Here is a 17,957-nt window from a genome sequence, read left to right as displayed (position 1 = left end):
AGGAGTTGATTGAGAAAGGTTTCTATTCGTCAAAATCAAGCAAGCGCAGCCTCTATACTAATTTATCGGCAATATCGGCAAATCTAGTATCTCCACCAAGATTCTAGGTAAACTAGCTTGTGAAACTCAAAGGCATCCAGGTTCAGGAAACAAGGGTCGTTAGTTTACGTCAAGCGTGTCGGGTTAAAATTGAGTAAAAGTGATTTAAATGATGTTATTAAGTGTTTTAGAGCAGGCTACTATTGCGGCACAGCAAAAAAACTGGTCATTGTTAAACCAATGCTTGCAGCAACTGCCACTTAGCAAAGAAGAGGGAAGGCAGGGGGAGTCGGAAAGAGGAGAAGATTCTAACTCGCTTTACTTAGAGCAATTACTGAACCTGGCTTTAGATGTACTTGACGCCGGGGATTTTCAGGAACGGTGGGAAGTGGCGAAGGTGTTACCCAAGCTAGGGGAAGGCGCGATCGCACCTTTGATTTCCATCCTGAAAGACGAAGACGCAGACTTGGAGGAGCGTTGGTTCGCTGGTCGCATCTTGGGAGAATTTGACAATCCTGCCGTCATCACCGCCTTAGTAGAGCTGCTGAAAACATCTGAGGATGAAGAACTCACCGTGGCAGCAGCGGCTGCTTTAGCGCATATCGGCTCCCCTGCTGTGGAGGCATTGACCGAATTATTAGCAGAACCAGAGACACGACTGTTAGCCGTGCGATCGCTTGCCCAGATCCGCCGTTCCGAAACGATTGCGCCTCTCCTGAACGTGGTTCAAGATCCCCAATCTTCGATTCGAGCCGCGGCGATTGAAGCACTGGGTAGTTTTCACGACAGCCGGATTCCGCCAGTATTGATGGATGCCTTGCAAGATCCAGCGGCACAGGTGAGAAAAGAAGCCGTAATTGGCTTGGGGATGCGTTCCGATTTATTAGAAGAATTGGATCTGGTAACTCAGCTGCAACCGCTGCTATTTGACTTTAATTTGGAAGTTTGCCAGCATAGTGCGATCGCATTAGGACGGCTGGGGACAGATGAAGCCGCCGCTGCCTTGTTTCAGGTACTCGCGTCCCCGAATACGCCGCTTAGCTTGCAAGTAGACATCGTGCGATCGCTCCCCCAAACAGCAGCCGCCTTGGAGTATTTGCAACAAGCTCTTTCTGTTGAGTCTCCGGTGTTATGGCAGGAAATTGTCACCGTTTTAGGGCGAGTGGATTCTCCAAGATTAGTCCCAACCGCCGCTAAAATCCTGGTGACAGCACTTGAATCAGAAAGCTCAACTGCTCAAGATCCCAAGGTTAAACAAGCGGTAGCAATGGCATGGGGACAGCTAGGCGATGCCATCGCGATCAACCAGTTAATTGAGCTGTTGGCAGATCCCGATGCGGGGGTAAAACTGCACGCGATTGCTGCCCTCAAAAAATTTCCCGTCGCTTACCAGCAATTAAAACAACTCGCTAACAACGAAAATCTCACCCCCGAATTAAAACAAGGGATAGCGATCGCTTTAAAAGAATGGACAGTTAATCGTGATTAGTTAATCATCATTAGTCACTAGCGAATCACCCGTAACCAATGACTATTAACAAGCAAGTTAACAAGGAAGTGTCACGGAAAAAGTCGTGCCTACCCCAACTTGGCTATCCACTGCTATTTTGCCTCCATGTATTTCTACGCATCTTTTGACAATTGCCAGCCCTAAGCCAGTTCCAGGAATTTTACCAACATTTTTGGCTCGATGAAATGTTTCAAAGAGCCGGGATAAATCTGCTGGAGGAATGCCGATTCCTTCATCTCTAATTTGAAAAGTTGCCTCTCTATTCTCATAAGTCAATGCAAAATGCACGATACCGCCTTGGGGGGAATATTTAATGGCATTGGACAACAAATTATTAAGTATTTGTCGCAGCAATTTTTCATCCATAAAAACGATGGTGTCGGATTCATTTTCATAACTGGTTAAAACTTCTAGATGAGAACATTGAAGAGAGGAAACTTCACTATTTAAACTTTCAGGATTGAGTTGGGTTTGATTGCTAACAAAATTTATCTGGTGCTGATTGCTAGCACTCATTTGGATTTCTTCTACTAAATTACGGCAGAATTCTGTTAGGTCGAGGGAGACTGGGTTGAATTCTGATTTTCCAGCATCTGCTCTGCCGATTAAAAGCACATCTTCTAACAAATCTGTCATATTTCTCACGATGTCTTTAATCCGCAGTAAATATTTGCTTTTTTTCTCCTGAGACCATTCATTAGAGCAATGTTCTAACATATGGGCAGAAAGAGAAATCGAGGTCAGCGGATTGCGAAACTCGTGAGAAACCATTGACACAAAGCGAGATTTCAATTCACCTAATTGTCGCTCTTGTTCTAACGCCTTGTGAATTTCTTCTTCTGCTTGCTTGCGAACGGTGATGTTGCGGATAATGCTAGTGACGAGAAATCCTTGCGGGGTTTCAATGTGGCTGAGGCTGACATCTACGGGGAACTCACTGCCATCCTTGCGTCGGGCAAATAGCTCAAAACCCACTCCCATTGGTGGGACTTGAGGTTCACAACAAGAGTCGGTGCGTTCTTTATCGTGTACGCGCCGGATGTAATCGGGTAGCAACATCTCCAAGGTATTGCCAAGCAATTCATCGCGTTCATAGCCAAACATTTTCTCAGTTTGAGTGTTAACGAGAACGATGCGATCGCTTGCGCCAACAATTGCGATCGCGTCTGGTGCTGCTTCGAGAAACTGCCGGAATTTTTCTTCGCTTTGTCGGAGTTGGGCTTCTGCTTGCTGATGCTTGACAATTTCCTGTTGCGATCGCTCGTTTGTCTCCTTTAACTCAGCATGGCACTGTTTGAGATCCCACGAGAGTTGTCGCGTCCGCAACAACATCTCCACTCGCACCTGCAATTCCATCTTCTCAATGGGGATGGTGACTAACTCATCAACACTTTTCCACAAGTGTCGAGTCATCAACCCCACATCCTGACGAGGAACAATCAACAGAAATGGCAGAAAAACTGGTAATTCAGATGCTTTTCTAGCTTGTACCTGTTCCCAAAGCTGTTGTAGAGCCAAGCTATCTAAAATGCATAGATCAAAAGGAATGTTGAGGATTAAGGATTGAGGACTGAGCGGAAGGGGCAGAACAGTACCCTGCCCGTGCTGAGTGCTGAGCGCCGCTAGGGCGGGGAGACCCCATTCCGGCTGAGAAGGCTGAGAACTGAGGAGATGCCGATTGAGCGCGTCTCTACGAGGCTGAGGGCTGAATAATATTTCTTCCCGGCTCCCTGACTCCTCGGCTCCCTCTCTTCTGTTCTCTTTTTCATCGGGTAGCAATACTTCGTGATGCCCAGCAAGCCACTCTGAGAGCAGGCGGCGGTTTTCTTTTTGCTCTACAAGCAACAAAATCCGGCTCATACTTAATCTCTTAGTAGATTGCGAACGATCCCTAGGAACTTTCTGACAACTAGCAGTTTACTAGCGGTTTAACTAATGTACTCTGCATTCCGTGAGGTAGACTTAGCTGCTCAATAACGGCGCTTTGCTTAGAGCCAGAGAGAAAGGGTATTTGCCGATTCCGAATTCGTTTGCAGCATTCTCAACACGTTGGTAAAAAACGTCCTTGTCGATCAGCGCCAGACCTATTGCTTTTGGCTGGATCGGGGCTAAATCGAGCGATTCTAAACGGTTAGCACTTTTGACAAAACTCCCTTCTTTGCAGAGGAATTAAGCCAGAATTCCCAGGTAGTGTGGGTTTCGTGCCGCTAAAATCTACAGTGGCTTCTTTAAATTTCCCCTTTTATTTTGGTTTCTCTATATTGCTAGCGTAATTCAGGCAAAATTGCCATATTCTCGTGGACAATGACAGAATATTAGGTGTTTATATCCTACGGATTCCCTGCAATCGGATGGATTTTAAAGCGATCGCGTCCTTCTTCTTTGGCTACAGATAGCATCCTTTGCGCTTCAGCAATCAAAGCTTGCGGTGTGGAATTTCTCTCAGGAATCAACGTAGCAACGCCTAAACTGATAGTCACTCGATCCCCAATCGGGGAATTTGCGTAGGAAATATTTAAAGCTGTCACATTTAAACGCATTGCCTCGGCTACGACAATCGCCCCAGAGCGATTGGTATCAGGGAGAAGTGTCACAAATTCTTCACCTCCATATCGAGCGACAACATCTCCACATCTTTTCACAGCAGCGCTGAGAGATTTTGCGACTTCTCTGAGACAATAATCGCCTCGCTGAAGTCCGTAGGTCTCTTTAAAAACCTTGAAAAAATCCAGATTAATGATAATCATCGACAGAAACCTTGCCTCTCTGGCAGCACGTCTCCATTCCCGTTCCAGAATTTCTTCAAAATGATGGCGGTTGGCAATTCCTGTCAGGGCGTCTCTAAAAGCCAAATCATCGAACATTTGGGGAGACTCAGGTCGGAGAAGCGTCACTTTTCGCTGCTTCTTCTCGTCGGCTTTGCCAAGCTCATGCTTAGATTTGTGTTTCAAAATTGAACTCACTCGCGTCAACAGTTCTGCTTTACCGATGGGTTTGATGCGATAGTCAGCAGCGCCAGCGATCAGTGCAAACTGCCAGTCGATTGAGTCAGCCTGATTAGAAAGCATCAGAATGGGGATTGCTTCCTGTCGCAGCCATTCGCAAATCCGACTGTCGATGCTAGAGATATCGACTAAGGCGAGACTGATTTGCGCCGAATGTCTCAAAGCTTGCTCAAACTCCTCTAAACTGTCAGCGGTGAGAATCGGGTATCCTTCCTGAATCAGGAATTGTGCTAATAGTTGCAAGTTGTGTTGGTTTCGGCTGGCTACTAGGAGCGACGGTTGTTTCTTCATGCTGATTCATCAGAGACTGTTAAGGGATATTTTCATCACTCATTTTGATGCGATCGCTTACAGCATCGCATTGCTGAGTATACGGTTGGCGGACAGGGTATTTATTTCCAATGGTTTTCCCGTTCCTGCTATGGTAAAACCCGCGTGTGCCACCCTGAATAAGCTGCTGTATCAAGCCCTACCAAAACAGTTAAGCAAATCCGCTAAATTCATTTCATCGGCTTTAAATGTAATTTAGGCTACATATCATGCGACTAGAGCAGTTGCAAGCCTTTCTGGCAGTTGCTGAAACCGGCAGCTTTCAGCAAGCGGCGCGAAAGTGTGGGTTCACTCAGTCCACGATTAGCAGGCAAATCCAGTCTCTGGAAACAGACCTTGGTATTTCTCTGTTTCATCGCACAGCTCAGGCAAAGCTAACAGTCGGGGGCGAACGCTTTTTGCCCCGCGCCCGGAAAATTTGCCAAGAGTGGCAACAAGCCACACAAGAATTAGCAGACTTGTTGGCAGGAAAGCAACCAGAACTCTGTGTGGCAGCGATTCACTCAGTTTGCGCCCAATACTTGCCCTCCGTGTTACAGCAGTTTTGCCGAGATTACCCGGCGGTACAGCTGCGGGTAACTTCCCTAGGAAGCGATCGCGCTCTCAAAGTCTTGCGAGACGGAATGGTTGATGTCGCGATCGTGATGAATAACCGCTTTTTAACAGCTAGCCCGGATATGGTGGTCGATGTCTTATACAATGAACGCATCGAAATCTTGATGGCTGCAAATCATCCCCTGACTAAGTACAAACAGGTGCCCTGGTCAGAACTCGTTCACTACCCGCAAGTGGTATTTAAGGATGGCTACGGGATGCAACGCCTGGTACAAGAACGATTTTTGCGGCAAGGCGCTAATCTTCAGGCGGTGATGGAGTTAAATACACTTGATGCCTTTCGCGGTGTCGTGCGCCAGGGAGAATTGATTGCCCTCTTGCCCCAGTCAGCTTTGGTAGATGCTCGCCAGGATGCAACGCTGGCGATTCGAGGCATTGATTCCACACCCGCGCCGGGGACGCCAAACTTAGCCGACGCGCTAGGAGATCCCAGCTTGTCTCGTCAGGTGGTGATGGTGACAACGCGCGATCGCTTGCTGATTCCCCCCATTCAGCACTTTTGCAAGATGGTACGCGAGTTAGTCCCGATGCAATTTGAAGGAGCAATTGGCAACAACACTGAAATTGGCTCGGATGCTTCTATAACTGTTAACTAATGGTTGATGGCTAATGGCAGAAAAAGTTTTCTAATAATTAGCCATTGGCAAAAAATTGATGACTATTGACTACAACAAAATACTATGAGTAATGAGTTCAGAGAAATTCTCCGAAAAGTGGGTAGTGGCGTCCACACGGGCGAAAATATAAGTCGCGCTGAAGCCGAGGAAGCGACACGGATGATGCTCTTAGAGGAAGCAACACCAGCCCAGATTGGGGCATTTATGATCGCCCATCGGATTAAGCGTCCCACCGGCGAAGAGTTGGCAGGGATGTTAGACGCTTACGACGGACTAGGGCCAAAACTGCAACCTATTGACTCAGAACGCCCGGTTATCGTTCTGGGAACGCCCTATGATGGGCGATCGCGCACGGCTCCTGTGACGCCATTGACAGCGTTAATCCTAGCAACGGCTGGACAGGCAGTGGTGATGCACGGGGGCGACCGAATGCCCACAAAGGAAGGCTTGCCACTGATTGAGATTTGGCAGGGATTGGGCATCAATTGGGCTGAGTTATCCCTATCTCTCGTCCAGCAGGTGTTTGAGGCGACTCAGCTAGGCTTTGTGTATTTGCCCAGGCATTTCCCCCAGGCGGCGGGATTGGTTCCCTACCGCGACCAAATTGGCAAACGCCCTCCCTTTGCAACGATGGAGTTAATGTGGTGTCCTTACGCGGGGGAAGCTCACGTTGTGACGGGGTTTGTGCATCCTCCCACTGAAGGGATGTTTCAAGACGCTTCGGCATTACGAGGCAATCCCCAGTATTTCACAGCAGTGAAGGGATTAGAAGGTAGCTGCGATTTACCGCGCGATCGCACGGCGATTATTGGAACTTGGCAACCCGGTTCGTCTCCGGAACGCCTCCTGCTTCATCCCCGTGACTACGGCTTTGAGGGAAAGGAAGTCGCCCTAAACTCTACAACTGAGCTGTTAGAAGAAATGCAAGCAATTCTGAAAGGTAACAAAAGCGAACTTATGCAAGCAGCCATCTGGAACGGTGGTTTTTACCTGTGGCATTGCGGTCTCGCCTCAGATTTATCCTCTGGTTTGGCTCAGGCAGAAATGCTATTGAACAGCGGTCAAGTTACTCAGAAACTACAAGAAATTAGTCGGGTAATTTCTTCTTTGAGTTCTTCGGTTGTTAATAGTTGGTAGGAGGGATTAGGAAGAGTTTTGAATCGAAGAACTTTTTTCTGGCTCAAAACTCTGATGACCGTTACCTTACGGGCAAAATCATTCCTTCGCGGGCGAGTAATCCATTCGGAAACACTGATTGGATTTGCGCTTCCACTTGGTCGAGGAAATCATCGTCGTAGTCTGGTTCGTAGCTAAAGATCGCCAATTTTTCGACGTTAGCCGTATCAGCCGCTTTGACACAGGTTTGCCAGAAGGGATTTTCGCAGAGTTTAACAGCAAAGTCAGCCGGGTTAAAAGACTTGCCGTCCATCCCTAAAACTTCGTCTAGTGCCGGGGAAGTCGCATTGCAAATGAGTAAATCGGCTTTCCGGGCTAAGTGGAGCAAGTTTTCATCTAGGGCGTCGGGATTGTTGTCTGCACCCGTCGCGTAGACAGCCGTGTATCCCTTCCAGGTGACTCGGTAGCCTACTGTCCGCAGGGTATTGTTGGTTAAACAGGTTTCAATCGTGATATCGTCTAGCGCGACCGTCTCGCCGGGAGTCAGGTCATAGAACTGTAGTTCTGATTGCATCACCTGTATGGGGACTGGAAAATTCGGAGGCGTCATCTGGTCGCTGAGACTTTGTTTGATTGATGCTCCGTCAGATCCTGCTGCCCCATAAATATGAAAACAATTGCCCTTAATAAAGCCAGGAACGAAAAAAGGAACGCCTTGAATGCGATCGCTTTGGGAATCGGTAAAGAAGATGTAAGCTTCCACCGGCATTTGGCGCAGTAATTGATTACCCAATAAACGCAAGCCGGTGCCGCCATCAAAGATTAATCGTTTAGAGCCTACCCGCATTTCCACACAGGGGGTATTACCGCCGTAGCGAAGCGTCTCCTTCCCAGCGGCGGCTATTTTGCCCCGCACACCCCAAAACTGCACCACAAACTCGGCGTCAGCTTGGGTTGACTGACTCGCTGTGGGATTGGACATTTGAGGATTTGGTGCCGCTGGTTCTTTTGAAGACATATATTCACTCAAGAAGTTAGCTGCACGCTTAGCAGATCGTCGTAGCGACGAACTTCTGTTAACCGATTTTGCCCGTCTACGAGAACAACTTTAGGATGATAAGTTTTCAATTCTTCGGGGCTAAATTGCCCGTAGGTCATGATAATTAAGCGATCGCCCTTCATTCCTAAACGAGCCGCTGCACCATTGAGTTCCACTGCCCCTGAATTTGCCGGTGCGGCGATTGCATAGGTAATCAAGCGCGCTCCATTTGAGACATTAACAACTTGTACCTGTTCATAGGGTAGTATACCGGCGGCATCCAACAGGGTTCTATCAATACTGATACTCCCTACATAGTCTAGATTTGCCCGGGTAAGGGTGCAACTATGAATTTTTGATAGAAGAAGCGATCGCTGCATACAAGAAAGGTTATTAACACCGTTGAGAAAGTGCAAGGCGCTGATTGCTTCTCTTGCCATGCCTGCACTTTCCTCATGTTGTATCTATCAGCACTAGGGTTCGGCGCATGAAAAGTTTTCTCAGCTAAAGCTGATTCTAACGTTCTCAAACCACTTCATCCCTCAATTTTTCCCTAGTACGCTCACGTAGCGTTGGTAGCCCTACTTTTGGCTACCAGCTTTAATGCATTGCTCCACCAGCGGCATCACTTTATCGACATCTTGCCAACCCAGAATTTCTGTGACCTTTTTCTCTAAATTCTTGTAGGTCTTGAAAAATTCTGCGATTTCGTCTAGTCGGTGCGGTGCAAGGTCTTTGAGAGATTTGACGTGAGCGTAGCGCGGATCTTTTTCGGGAACGCACAGAATTTTTTCGTCCCGATCTCCCCCGTCAATCATCTCTAACATTCCGATAGGTCGCGCTAGAATAACACACCCCGGAAATGTTGGCTCTTCCATCAACACCATCCCATCCAGGGGATCGCCATCATCTGCTAGGGTGTTGGGGACAAAGCCGTAGTCATAAGGGTATTGCACCGAAGAATAAAGCACCCGGTCTAGGGCAAAGGCTTGTAAGTCCTTATCGTATTCGTACTTATTTTTGCTACCAGCAGTAATTTCAACCAGGACGTTAATTAGACCTGGTTTGGGTTGAGCAGGAATGCGTGTTAAATCCAAAACGTTTCTCCAGTTTCTCCAAGCAACACAAAGTATTGGGGGTGCGCTGATGTCAGGCTGAAGGCTGTAGAGCCTTAACGTAGTTACTTGACAGCGACTACGAATCGCACCCATTGTTGAAGGAGAAATCCAAAGATTCCTCCTTCATCCTTCATCCTTTCAGATAGCCCTTGTGAGCATTCTACGGGAAGAAGGTCAATACGGAATCTTTGGCAGCCCAGATTCAAGGATTAGACAATATCCATTTATTGCATCCTGAAGGTCAGTCTTCGGGTATCGGGATTGAATAGCTGGTTTGCTGCTGCAAGCTTTCAGCGCGGCTTGGGGAGTAGTGAGCGATCGCAAACACAGGTAAGGTCAAAGTCAACAAAGCAATTGCAGTTCCCAGAAACTCTGCCCACCTTTGCGGAGGAGGTTGGTCAGAAGAGGTGGAAGACTGGCTACTTAATTCCATAAAAAGATAATTGCAAACTCAACACGATCAAATGAAACAGTGAAAAGAGAAGAAATTTTGAAACTCCTCTCTGTCTTAATTCTAGCGAGTTCTTCTAGGCTGTCTGTCGTCTATTAAACAATCTCAACCTGTAGATAGGTGCTATCAAAGTCGCTGATGAATGTCAACTGTCTTTAGAAATACCAGAGCCACGCTTGAAGCGGGAAAAGTTTAAGGTTAGTTTAGATATTGAACTTGCAACTTGATTAAATTACAACGAGCCGGGCCTAAATCTAGCGCCTGACGAGGCTATGATGCATAAAAGAAGCTCACACCAGAAGTCGGAGTGGTAGCCATGTACATTCCCACGACCCTTGCCGACGAACTCAAGCTCTACCTAAATAATCTGGCTGACAAGGGAGACACACAAGCGCAAACCCTGTTGGCTCAAATCGAACAGGTTCCCACTCCTGACTCAACGCTGACGACTCTAACATCTGTAGAACAACAAATGTCTTCTGTACCCCCCGAAGACATGGGTTTGAGGTGCTGAATACTGATTCCAACAGCAAGAAGCTTTCTTGCTTGTCCGTCAGGAGTAGGGGGTAACGATTTTTTCACTCGCCGCTAGCCACTACCCCATTATCGATTCTGATGTCTCAGCCTCCTCCCAAGCCTCCCATAAGATCGGCGGACGCCAACTCAGCGAGAATTAAGCGCCTGCGATCGCTGACTTATATCCTGGATAATGCGATCGCGATTCCGGGAACTTCCTACCGCGTGGGCATCGATCCTCTACTTGGACTGCTCCCTGGAGGCGGAGATATCCTAGGAAGTGCCTTGTCAGGCTATATCGTGCTGGAGGCAGCGCTGCTGGGGCTACCACGAGAAGCTTTGGTGCGGATGGTGCTAAATATTATTTTTGAAACTTTAGTTGGCACTGTGCCGGTGTTGGGGGATTTCTTTGACGCTACCTGGAAAGCGAATGCTAAAAACATGATGCTTCTAGAAGCTCATCTCGCTTCTCCTCGGCAGAGTCAAAGGGCAGATTGGTGGTTTATCATTCTGTTGTTGGGTGGGTTAATGCTTTTTGTGATTTTCATTGCTGCTTTCAGTCTTTTTATCCTGAATCTGCTATGGCAAGCGATAACCAAATAAAAATTAAAAATTAAAAACTTTAATTCGTTTCTCCTTTTCAATCTGATATTTTTAATTCCTTGCAAGCAAAGTTTATTGGCTAACCCTTGAATTCGATTCTCAAGGGAATTGTACAACAGATGAGTAAGAAAGACTGGTGGGAAGCTACATTTCCAAACGGGCGTCAAACGATAACCATTTCAGATGCTAACGGCAATCCTGTAAAAATTGCTTATGGCGAAAAAGGTACAGGTACGCCGCTATTTTTAGTGCATGGAGTGGCGAGCTGGAGCTACAACTGGCGTTATGCAATTGAGCCGCTGTCAAAGCATTTTCGCGTCATCTGTTTCGATGCGAAAGGACACGGTTTTTCCGAGATGCCATCACACCCGGAAATACTCGGTCATCAATCACTCGAACTAGAGCAGATTGTACGAGCATTATGTAATGAACCGGCTATTGTGGTAGCCCAATCTTTGGGTGCATTAGTGACACTCGCTACTGCACAAGCGCATCCAGATTTGTTCGCCAGATTAGTCGTAATCAATGTTCCGATTTTCCTCAAACGATTGCCATTTTGGGGGATGCAATTATTAGCAGATTTGCCGTTAGATTTAGTTAAGATAGCGGATCGGTTGCGCGTGACTCAACTGTTTGCACCGTTATTGTGGCAAATTGTAGCCTTCGGGCGTCGGGAAGTTGTAGTTGATTGGACACGAATTACACCGGAAGAAGTTTACTGGATTACTTATCCGTATGTTGAATTTCCGAATGCTTTGACGAAAACTGCCGAGGATTTACAACACGCGGCGCAAGAACTCGAACGATTGGTAAAGAATGAACCGAATTTAATTCGCAACGTCCAAGATAACTTGAAGGCGATCGCCTGTCCGACTCTAATTCTCTGGGGCGATCAAGATCAATGGTTCCCGGTTGCTGATGGCGAAAAACTTCATGCCTGTATGCCCAGTTCTAAGTTTAAGATTATCCCCAACTGTGGTCATGATGCGGCAGGAAGTCACGCAGATGCGATCGCATCAGAGATTCTTGAGTTTATGGACGATACGGATTTTCTAAAGTCAGAATCTTTGTATCGTTTTTAGCAGTAAAAATTCCCTAAGTATTGTTCATTTGATGCCAAATCCCAGTAGAGGCGGAAAGATCCCACCTCTACTGGCTATATAAACAAAGTCCGCGTCGTCACCAAATGGCAAGCGATGAGAGAGATGTGTCGCCGCCTTGTTAGGTTGCGATCGCATTCCCGTCAGTTATGATAGTTTCTTCTCTAGCTTGGAACCTCAGCCAGTTTTTGAATACGAGCTATTGTAGGATTCAACTGTTCAACCAAAAGGATGAGGCAGGTTAATCCACGAGTAGTAGGCTGATTAGCACCAATTCCCTTATATTTTTAAAAACACTTCGCACTCTAGTTTCAGAGGTAACTTCAGAAGTGATAAATATGTCCATGTCTTTCATCATGCCGCTAGCGATTACCCTGCTAGCTGTTTATATCCTTCAAAATTCTGCTGACGAAATTTACTATCTCGCTGCTGCAATTTCTATTGTCGGTTTATTTGTAAGTTTGGTTGTAGCACCGTGGCAAATTCAGATACTGCTGCTATGGCTTGTACTGCTAAGCGCGAGACGACTTTTGCAGCAATGTCAGCCTGTAGTCGAGGCTCAGATTGAGTCTCAATCTGAGCCTAAGATTGAGCCTCAATCTGAGTTTCAGGAAGACAACACGACTCAACTCAGCTATCGCGGGATTAACTACGAATCCACCTCTCCAACTGTTGAAGTAGCAGAAGTTGAAGTTACAGGAAAATACCGGGGTCAGGTTTGTAAAGTCCGTAAAACAGAAAATATTCCGGTGTCTCAACCGACATCGGGATTAAAATATCGAGGTGCTACCGTTATTTCTCAAGCTTCCCCCATACCTCCGGTTGAAGAATCAAAACAAACGCCAGCATCTTAGCCACAGATTGCAATGCCAACCATTGAGCGAATTTTGCTGGAAGCGATCGCTCCGAATACTTTTCAAATCTTCATCCAAATATAAGCGAATCTGACTCACCATAGCTTGCCCGCCTTGTATTCCGCTTCTAAGCGGTCATAATCCGCCTCTTCCTCTACCAAATCGCTTCTATTTCATTCTTTATTAGCGTGATAATAAGCTAATGCCGCATAAACCTGTGCTAAAGTCAGAAATCCGTACTCATTGACTATTTCTTCTGCGCTACTCCCTGCTTAAACAAAACTGCCATTTACTGCACAGAACTCTCCTTTCTGCAATTCGCGGACGACCTTCGCAGGTTTCTGGAGTCCGCACAATTAATTTCCCGATGTCGGTAATTGTTGACATATTTCCCTCTATAAGATTTGGCTCGTATTTTAACGTTGCAGCGATCGCGCTTTTGTGTTAGAGAGTCTGCGGCTACGGGTTGTGTCATAATAAGGCGATCGACCCCCATAGAGCGCTACTAATGGTGCAATCACCCGAATCTCCCAGCGAACTTGCTGCTGCCCTTCAGAACCCAGTCGATCTAAATTTCGATCTGCCCGATCCAGAGGATGAGCAGATTCCGGAGTTTGAGTTTCAGAAGCTGGTAGAGAATGCTTGGCTGGTGTGCGATCGCTTCGACTTGCAGACAGAAATCTGGCGGGGGCGGATTTTGCGAATCGTGCGAGATAGAGAGAAACAAGGCGGTGACGGACGCGGTACCGGATTTCTCAATTGGCTGAAAGAACGGGAAATTAGTAAAAGTCAGGCATATTCCTTAATTCAACTGGCAAATAGTGCTGATACCCTCTTAGAGGAGGGACATCTTGACCCGGATGCGATTCGTAGCTTCAGCAAACGCGCCTTCATCGAAACCTCTAAGGCTTCTCCAGAAATCCAACAACTGGTGACAGATGCGGCGAATAAAGGCGATCGCATTACCAGGCGCGAAGTGCGGCAACTCTCTGACGAATGGACAGCGATGAATTCAGAGTTGCTGCCAGATGAAGTCAAGGAAAAGGCAGCTGCGGGTTCTCTTCCCCCTCGATTTCTGTCTCCTCTGGTGCGGGAAATGGAGAAATTACCAGAATCTCACATCAGCGCCCTGAAAGAGGAAGTCGCCGGGAATCCTGATGTCGATACGGTTAAACAGGTGACATCAGATGCCCGGAATTTATCTAAATACCTAGACGCCGCGGCCCAAGTCCAGGCAATTGAGCGCACCTCCATTGACGTGGAAATGGCGCTAGAGGAAGCTTTGCGTTTGGGTTGTTTAAATACCGCCGCCGATATGGTGAAGCAGGCGGCTCAACTGGAACAGACGATCGCCAAATTTTACATGACCTGGAAGCGGCTAGGCAGTCTGACAGATAGGCTGTATGTAGATACTGGCGCAAGTAGCCCTCATTTGCGATCGCTCCTTTCTTGTTTGGAACGCCTTGCGGGTGAAGTTGTGGAGGTGAGTTTGGATGATGAAGGCGATCGCACGATTCGCCTCAAAGTTCTCACGGATAACGCCTAAAACGCTTTCTCCAGAGGCGATTCATTGCATCTCTAAATAGATACCGCCAAAGAGGTCAATTCGATCTCTTCTTTGGGCGGATCAATTTTTTTACACTCTTCCAGATCGCGCCCAGATTTAAGTAACGCCGATATTTGGTTGCGGCTTCTTTTCCGACTAGCACCAAACCTACCCAAAAAGCAATTTCTGCCACAACCGCAAGAATCGGAACCAATATGGCTTTTTGGGCGATCGCTAGCGGTAGCAAGGGCACCACTAAGAGGATTACCACCCAAGGCAGGAAAGAGAAAACAATTAAAAATATACCGAGTTTCTGCATACTCCTAATTGTGACAAATCGTAACAAGATTGACAGGATAATGCACAATATCTTTTGACACTCCCCGACAATCAAGGTATGGGGATTTTTAGTTCAATCAATCGCCTTGCCCTTTGATGTCACCATCAAAGAGTAGAGATAGAGATCGAGCTGTCCCCACGCGTTGATTCCGGCGTGCCCCACCGTATTTAGATCCATTCCTGCTTGCCTCAACCCTTTCGCCAAAATATTCAGTGTTGCATTGTGGTCACGGTCTAAAACAGTTCCATAAATGCACACATGAGTTCTATCCGAAAGTGTTTTCTTGACCGTAGCAGCACAAGTAGAGCAATCTTGGGAATTGTATTCAGGAGCAACAGCAATTACTGCTTTCCAATAAACCTTCCCTAAATACTGCAACCATTCGACAAGCTGCGTCACTGATTGACTTGGCAAGCTTATGATTTTTTTACCATATTTCTCACCTGACGATTCTCAGAGGCGGCAAAATCGGGTTCTACTGAACATGGTATTAAAAAAACTGAAACTAGCTGGCGAAATGCCAAGTCAGAAAAATTCTTAATTCAAAATTGTTAAATTTTCTAAACTCATAACCTCTTCGTTTGATTAATTTGAGCTTGTTATTGATTCCTTCCACAACTCCTTGAGTAGTTATTGGAGCAGAATAAGCAATAATTTCTCTAATCCATCTTTTTATTGTGGCACAGCTAGCTGCAAAATAAATTTGGCCTTTCCTTAACCAATTACTTAAATTAAATAGTCCCTCTACCCAATATTTACTTTTTTAAAAGACGTTTCTAAATGCTTTTTTAAGCCTGTGTGGTTTTGCTAATTTTGATATCAGGTTCCTGATTGATTCGAGTTCTCTTTATCTTTCTTATTTTGAATTTGCTTTAGTTTAAACTAACGCATGGTTACTTTTTTGAGTGCCAATATTACGCCTTTTTTTCGGTTTTTTTTTGGTTTCGCACTTCTTTTTTCTGTATCTAATTATTAATTAGTTTATTTAATCACATAAAATATGTCGGTTACTATTTCGGCTTGGGTCATGAGTTTTTCAATTACCTTCTTGTAGAGTTTCCGCAAGCCGATACTGGCTTCTTAAACATGGCTCAAAACCTCTTCATCCCAACTTGACGTATATTGCTCTGTCGCAGCCGTCGTCCTTTTTGCCACCATTCCTACCATCGCTTTTTTCTCTAAGTGTATTAACACTAGAAAATAATTTTCCTGGCCTTTTATTGAGGCATTTTTTTATTCTTATTTGTTTTAAACCTTGAATTTTTTTTAAATGAATCAACGCAGCTAATTCTTTTGAAATTGTCTCCAATCCTTGTTTGATAAATTCATTTTTTATAGCAACATTATTGACAGTAACCATTGCCGACTATTTATTGTACTATTTTTAGCAATATTCTAGAAATTTTATAAAGTAATATATAAAGATTTTGTAGAGAGTTAGGCATTCTATGTAAAAACACTGTAATATGTTGCAGATAAATAAGACATAGGTTACGACTCAAGCTAGTGTAGGCTAGGGAACCAGATGTAACTTGTCATAACAAATTCATTGCTCACTTGGGTGCCTCTCTCAGAGCAGCAAAACTCTATAAACGCTTTATAAGTTGATTCCCCCCAGATAGGTAGTACCAAGTAATGGAGACTTTGAGCCGCCCCCGTGTATTGCTAATTGCGGAATCTGCAAACCCTGAGTGGATAAGTGTGCCGCTTGTAGGCTGGCTGCACAGCCGAGCCATTGCTAAGCTGAGTGACGCTCATATAGTTACCCAAAGCTACAACCGCGAGGCATTTGTCCGTGCGGGATGCGTCGAAGGAAAGGACTTCACAGCCATTGACACCGGACAGGTGCATGAGCCGATAAAGCGCCTCAGTTCCTTGCTGCGCGGTGGTCACGATAAAGGCTGGACTATGGTAACAGCCTTGTCTACTTTCACCTATTACTACTTTGAACATTTAATCTGGCGCGAGTTTGGTCAACAGATTACTGATGGGACGTTCGACATTGTTCACCGCCTCACGCCGCTGAGTCCAACCATCCCAAGTCTGCTGGCGCAAAAGTGTCATCGGGTAGGAGTGCCGTTCGTGCTGGGGCCGCTGAACGGCGGTTTGCCTTGGCCCAAGGAGTTTGAGACAACGCGACGCGAGGAGAAGGAGTGGCTTTCTTATATCAGATGGACGTACAAGTTGCTGCCTGGATACGGCTCTACTCGACAATACGCTACTGCGATCGCTATTGGCTCCCGCGCCACCTGGAACCAGATTCCTGCCCAGTACCGGGACAAGTGCGTGTATATTCCGGAAAACGCGATCGCTCCGGAACGGTTCACCCTGCAACGGACTCGCCAAGCGTCTCGCCCGCTCAAGGCAATCTTTGTCGGTCGTCTTGTACCGTACAAAGGAGCTGATATGCTCCTCGAAGCAGCGGCACCATTAATTCGAGCGGGTGAGTTGACAGTCGAGATTGTTGGTGACGGTCCGGATATGCCCAAACTCAAGGCGCTCCTCAAGCAGGAGAAAATTGAAAGTGGTGTAGAACTCGCTGGACACGTGGAACACACCCGCGTCCAAGAACGACTCGCTAATGCTGACTTATTGGGTTTCCCCAGCATTCGTGAGTTCGGTGGTGCTGTGGTAGTTGAGGCAATGATGATGGGGCTGGTGCCGATTGTAGTGGACTATGGTGGTCCTGGCGAACTTGTTACTACATCCACAGGCTATGCCGTGCCATTGGGTTCGAGAGCGGAAATTGTGGCGCGTTTCCGTGAAATCCTTAGCCGTTTAATTGCCGATCCCAGTATTATCACTGAAATAGGACAACGCGCCCGCGATCGTGTTTTAACTCATTTCACTTGGGATGCTAAAGCTCGGCAAACCCTTGAGATATATCGATGGGTTCTTAAATCTAGGACTGGTAAACCCAACTTTGGGATGCCATTCGACGATGTTTAATAACTGAATTACCGAAAATAATCGGCTTTACCGAACTTGTTATGTAAAAATGCTAAAAATAGCTAATCCAAATAGCAGAAACAAAATTGATATAACGCTCTTAAATCATTCGTGAGAAACAGCTATAGGTAAAAAGCTTTGGAAAATCAAAGATTTGGTGGTGAGTCACCAACTCGAATAGGAACTTAACGACATTAAAGGATGTACAC

The 17,957-nt window shown here is 46.3% G+C and carries 21 protein-coding genes; 10 read left to right on the top strand and 11 right to left on the bottom strand.

Annotated elements, in window-relative coordinates:
* Window positions 1-208: 208 nt before the first annotated feature.
* Window positions 209-1,528 carry a HEAT repeat domain-containing protein gene (locus H6H02_RS08535; RefSeq protein WP_347342586.1) on the top strand — a complete coding sequence of 440 codons (1,320 nt, stop codon included), beginning with the start codon at window positions 209-211 and terminating at the stop codon, window positions 1,526-1,528.
* Between the two features lie 57 nt (window positions 1,529-1,585).
* On the opposite strand, the gene H6H02_RS08530 is transcribed toward H6H02_RS08535, so the two are convergent.
* Complete coding sequence (locus tag H6H02_RS08530; RefSeq protein WP_190816573.1) at window positions 1,586-3,409, bottom strand: PAS domain-containing sensor histidine kinase; 1,824 nt, start codon at window positions 3,407-3,409, stop codon at window positions 1,586-1,588.
* Window positions 3,410-3,879: 470 nt separating this feature from the next.
* On the bottom strand, window positions 3,880-4,845 hold the full coding sequence (locus tag H6H02_RS08525) for a diguanylate cyclase (RefSeq protein ID WP_190816571.1): 966 nt from the start codon (window positions 4,843-4,845) through the stop codon (window positions 3,880-3,882).
* On the opposite strand from H6H02_RS08525, the gene H6H02_RS08520 reads away from it, so the two are divergent.
* The 3 genes from H6H02_RS08520 to H6H02_RS08510 all read left to right on the top strand — a co-directional run bounded on the left by H6H02_RS08520 (window position 4,844) and on the right by H6H02_RS08510 (window position 7,253).
* Entirely contained in the window at window positions 4,844-5,083 is a 240-nt protein-coding gene (locus H6H02_RS08520; RefSeq protein ID WP_190816569.1) for a hypothetical protein, read from the top strand. The two genes, H6H02_RS08525 and H6H02_RS08520, sit on opposite strands and share 2 nt — an antisense overlap.
* A 10-nt stretch (window positions 5,084-5,093) precedes the next feature.
* Window positions 5,094-6,095 carry a LysR family transcriptional regulator gene (locus H6H02_RS08515; protein WP_190816567.1) on the top strand — a complete coding sequence of 334 codons (1,002 nt, stop codon included), beginning with the start codon at window positions 5,094-5,096 and terminating at the stop codon, window positions 6,093-6,095.
* 84 nt (window positions 6,096-6,179) lie between these two features.
* Entirely contained in the window at window positions 6,180-7,253 is a 1,074-nt protein-coding gene (locus tag H6H02_RS08510) for an anthranilate phosphoribosyltransferase family protein (protein WP_190816565.1), read from the top strand.
* Window positions 7,254-7,314: 61 nt separating this feature from the next.
* Here H6H02_RS08510 and H6H02_RS08505 read toward each other — a convergent pair whose 3' ends face one another.
* The 4 genes from H6H02_RS08505 to H6H02_RS08490 all read right to left on the bottom strand — a co-directional run bounded on the left by H6H02_RS08505 (window position 7,315) and on the right by H6H02_RS08490 (window position 9,822).
* The gene (locus tag H6H02_RS08505) at window positions 7,315-8,250 is read right to left on the bottom strand and encodes an MBL fold metallo-hydrolase (protein WP_190816563.1); all 936 of its coding nucleotides are present in this window, start codon (window positions 8,248-8,250) and stop codon (window positions 7,315-7,317) included.
* Between the two features lie 8 nt (window positions 8,251-8,258).
* Complete coding sequence (gene panD, locus H6H02_RS08500) at window positions 8,259-8,651, bottom strand: aspartate 1-decarboxylase (RefSeq protein WP_190816774.1); 393 nt, start codon at window positions 8,649-8,651, stop codon at window positions 8,259-8,261.
* 201 nt (window positions 8,652-8,852) lie between these two features.
* A complete protein-coding gene (locus H6H02_RS08495) occupies window positions 8,853-9,368 on the bottom strand; it encodes an inorganic diphosphatase (protein ID WP_190816772.1) in 516 nt (171 codons plus the stop codon).
* Window positions 9,369-9,630: 262 nt separating this feature from the next.
* Window positions 9,631-9,822 (bottom strand): hypothetical protein, encoded by a 192-nt coding sequence (locus H6H02_RS08490; protein WP_190816561.1) that lies wholly within the window; start codon window positions 9,820-9,822, stop codon window positions 9,631-9,633.
* A gap of 334 nt (window positions 9,823-10,156) precedes the next feature.
* On the opposite strand from H6H02_RS08490, the gene H6H02_RS08485 reads away from it, so the two are divergent.
* The 3 genes from H6H02_RS08485 (at window position 10,157) to H6H02_RS08475 (ending at window position 12,041) form a co-directional block, all read left to right on the top strand.
* Window positions 10,157-10,354: a hypothetical protein gene (locus H6H02_RS08485; RefSeq protein WP_190816559.1), complete on the top strand. Its 198-nt coding sequence runs from the start codon at window positions 10,157-10,159 to the stop codon at window positions 10,352-10,354.
* Between the two features lie 101 nt (window positions 10,355-10,455).
* The gene (locus H6H02_RS08480) at window positions 10,456-10,959 is read left to right on the top strand and encodes a DUF4112 domain-containing protein (protein ID WP_190816557.1); all 504 of its coding nucleotides are present in this window, start codon (window positions 10,456-10,458) and stop codon (window positions 10,957-10,959) included.
* A 119-nt stretch (window positions 10,960-11,078) separates the two neighbouring features.
* The gene (locus H6H02_RS08475) at window positions 11,079-12,041 is read left to right on the top strand and encodes an alpha/beta hydrolase (RefSeq protein ID WP_190816555.1); all 963 of its coding nucleotides are present in this window, start codon (window positions 11,079-11,081) and stop codon (window positions 12,039-12,041) included.
* A gap of 24 nt (window positions 12,042-12,065) precedes the next feature.
* Here the strand turns inward: H6H02_RS08475 and H6H02_RS27575 are convergent, their stop codons facing one another.
* Entirely contained in the window at window positions 12,066-12,197 is a 132-nt protein-coding gene (locus H6H02_RS27575) for a hypothetical protein (RefSeq protein WP_277922533.1), read from the bottom strand.
* 200 nt (window positions 12,198-12,397) lie between these two features.
* Between H6H02_RS27575 and H6H02_RS08470 the strand changes: the two genes are divergently transcribed.
* Window positions 12,398-12,913, top strand: coding sequence for a DUF4278 domain-containing protein (locus H6H02_RS08470; protein WP_190816553.1), 516 nt, complete (start codon window positions 12,398-12,400; stop codon window positions 12,911-12,913).
* 173 nt (window positions 12,914-13,086) lie between these two features.
* On the opposite strand, the gene H6H02_RS27040 is transcribed toward H6H02_RS08470, so the two are convergent.
* Entirely contained in the window at window positions 13,087-13,164 is a 78-nt protein-coding gene (locus H6H02_RS27040) for a hypothetical protein (RefSeq protein WP_347342588.1), read from the bottom strand.
* Window positions 13,165-13,421: 257 nt separating this feature from the next.
* Here H6H02_RS27040 and H6H02_RS08460 point away from each other — a divergent pair, with 257 nt between their 5' ends.
* Window positions 13,422-14,459: a hypothetical protein gene (locus H6H02_RS08460; RefSeq protein ID WP_190816551.1), complete on the top strand. Its 1,038-nt coding sequence runs from the start codon at window positions 13,422-13,424 to the stop codon at window positions 14,457-14,459.
* A gap of 55 nt (window positions 14,460-14,514) precedes the next feature.
* Here the strand turns inward: H6H02_RS08460 and H6H02_RS08455 are convergent, their stop codons facing one another.
* The 3 genes from H6H02_RS08455 to H6H02_RS08440 form a co-directional block, all read right to left on the bottom strand.
* Window positions 14,515-14,778 carry a transporter suffix domain-containing protein gene (locus H6H02_RS08455; RefSeq protein WP_190816549.1) on the bottom strand — a complete coding sequence of 88 codons (264 nt, stop codon included), beginning with the start codon at window positions 14,776-14,778 and terminating at the stop codon, window positions 14,515-14,517.
* Window positions 14,779-14,871: 93 nt separating this feature from the next.
* Window positions 14,872-15,198, bottom strand: a complete 327-nt coding sequence (locus H6H02_RS08450) for a transposase (protein ID WP_347342585.1) — start codon at window positions 15,196-15,198, stop codon at window positions 14,872-14,874.
* Window positions 15,199-15,901: 703 nt separating this feature from the next.
* Entirely contained in the window at window positions 15,902-16,159 is a 258-nt protein-coding gene (locus tag H6H02_RS08440; RefSeq protein WP_190816547.1) for a hypothetical protein, read from the bottom strand.
* Window positions 16,160-16,434: 275 nt separating this feature from the next.
* On the opposite strand from H6H02_RS08440, the gene H6H02_RS08435 reads away from it, so the two are divergent.
* The gene (locus tag H6H02_RS08435) at window positions 16,435-17,748 is read left to right on the top strand and encodes a glycosyltransferase family 4 protein (RefSeq protein WP_190816545.1); all 1,314 of its coding nucleotides are present in this window, start codon (window positions 16,435-16,437) and stop codon (window positions 17,746-17,748) included.
* The last annotated feature ends 209 nt before the right edge of the window (window positions 17,749-17,957 follow it).

It is taken from the genome of Coleofasciculus sp. FACHB-1120 (assembly GCF_014698845.1).
GTDB lineage: Bacteria > Cyanobacteriota > Cyanobacteriia > Cyanobacteriales > FACHB-T130 > FACHB-T130.
The sequence above is the reverse complement of the archived record's forward strand: the minus strand, read 5'-3'. Positions and strand labels throughout refer to the sequence as shown.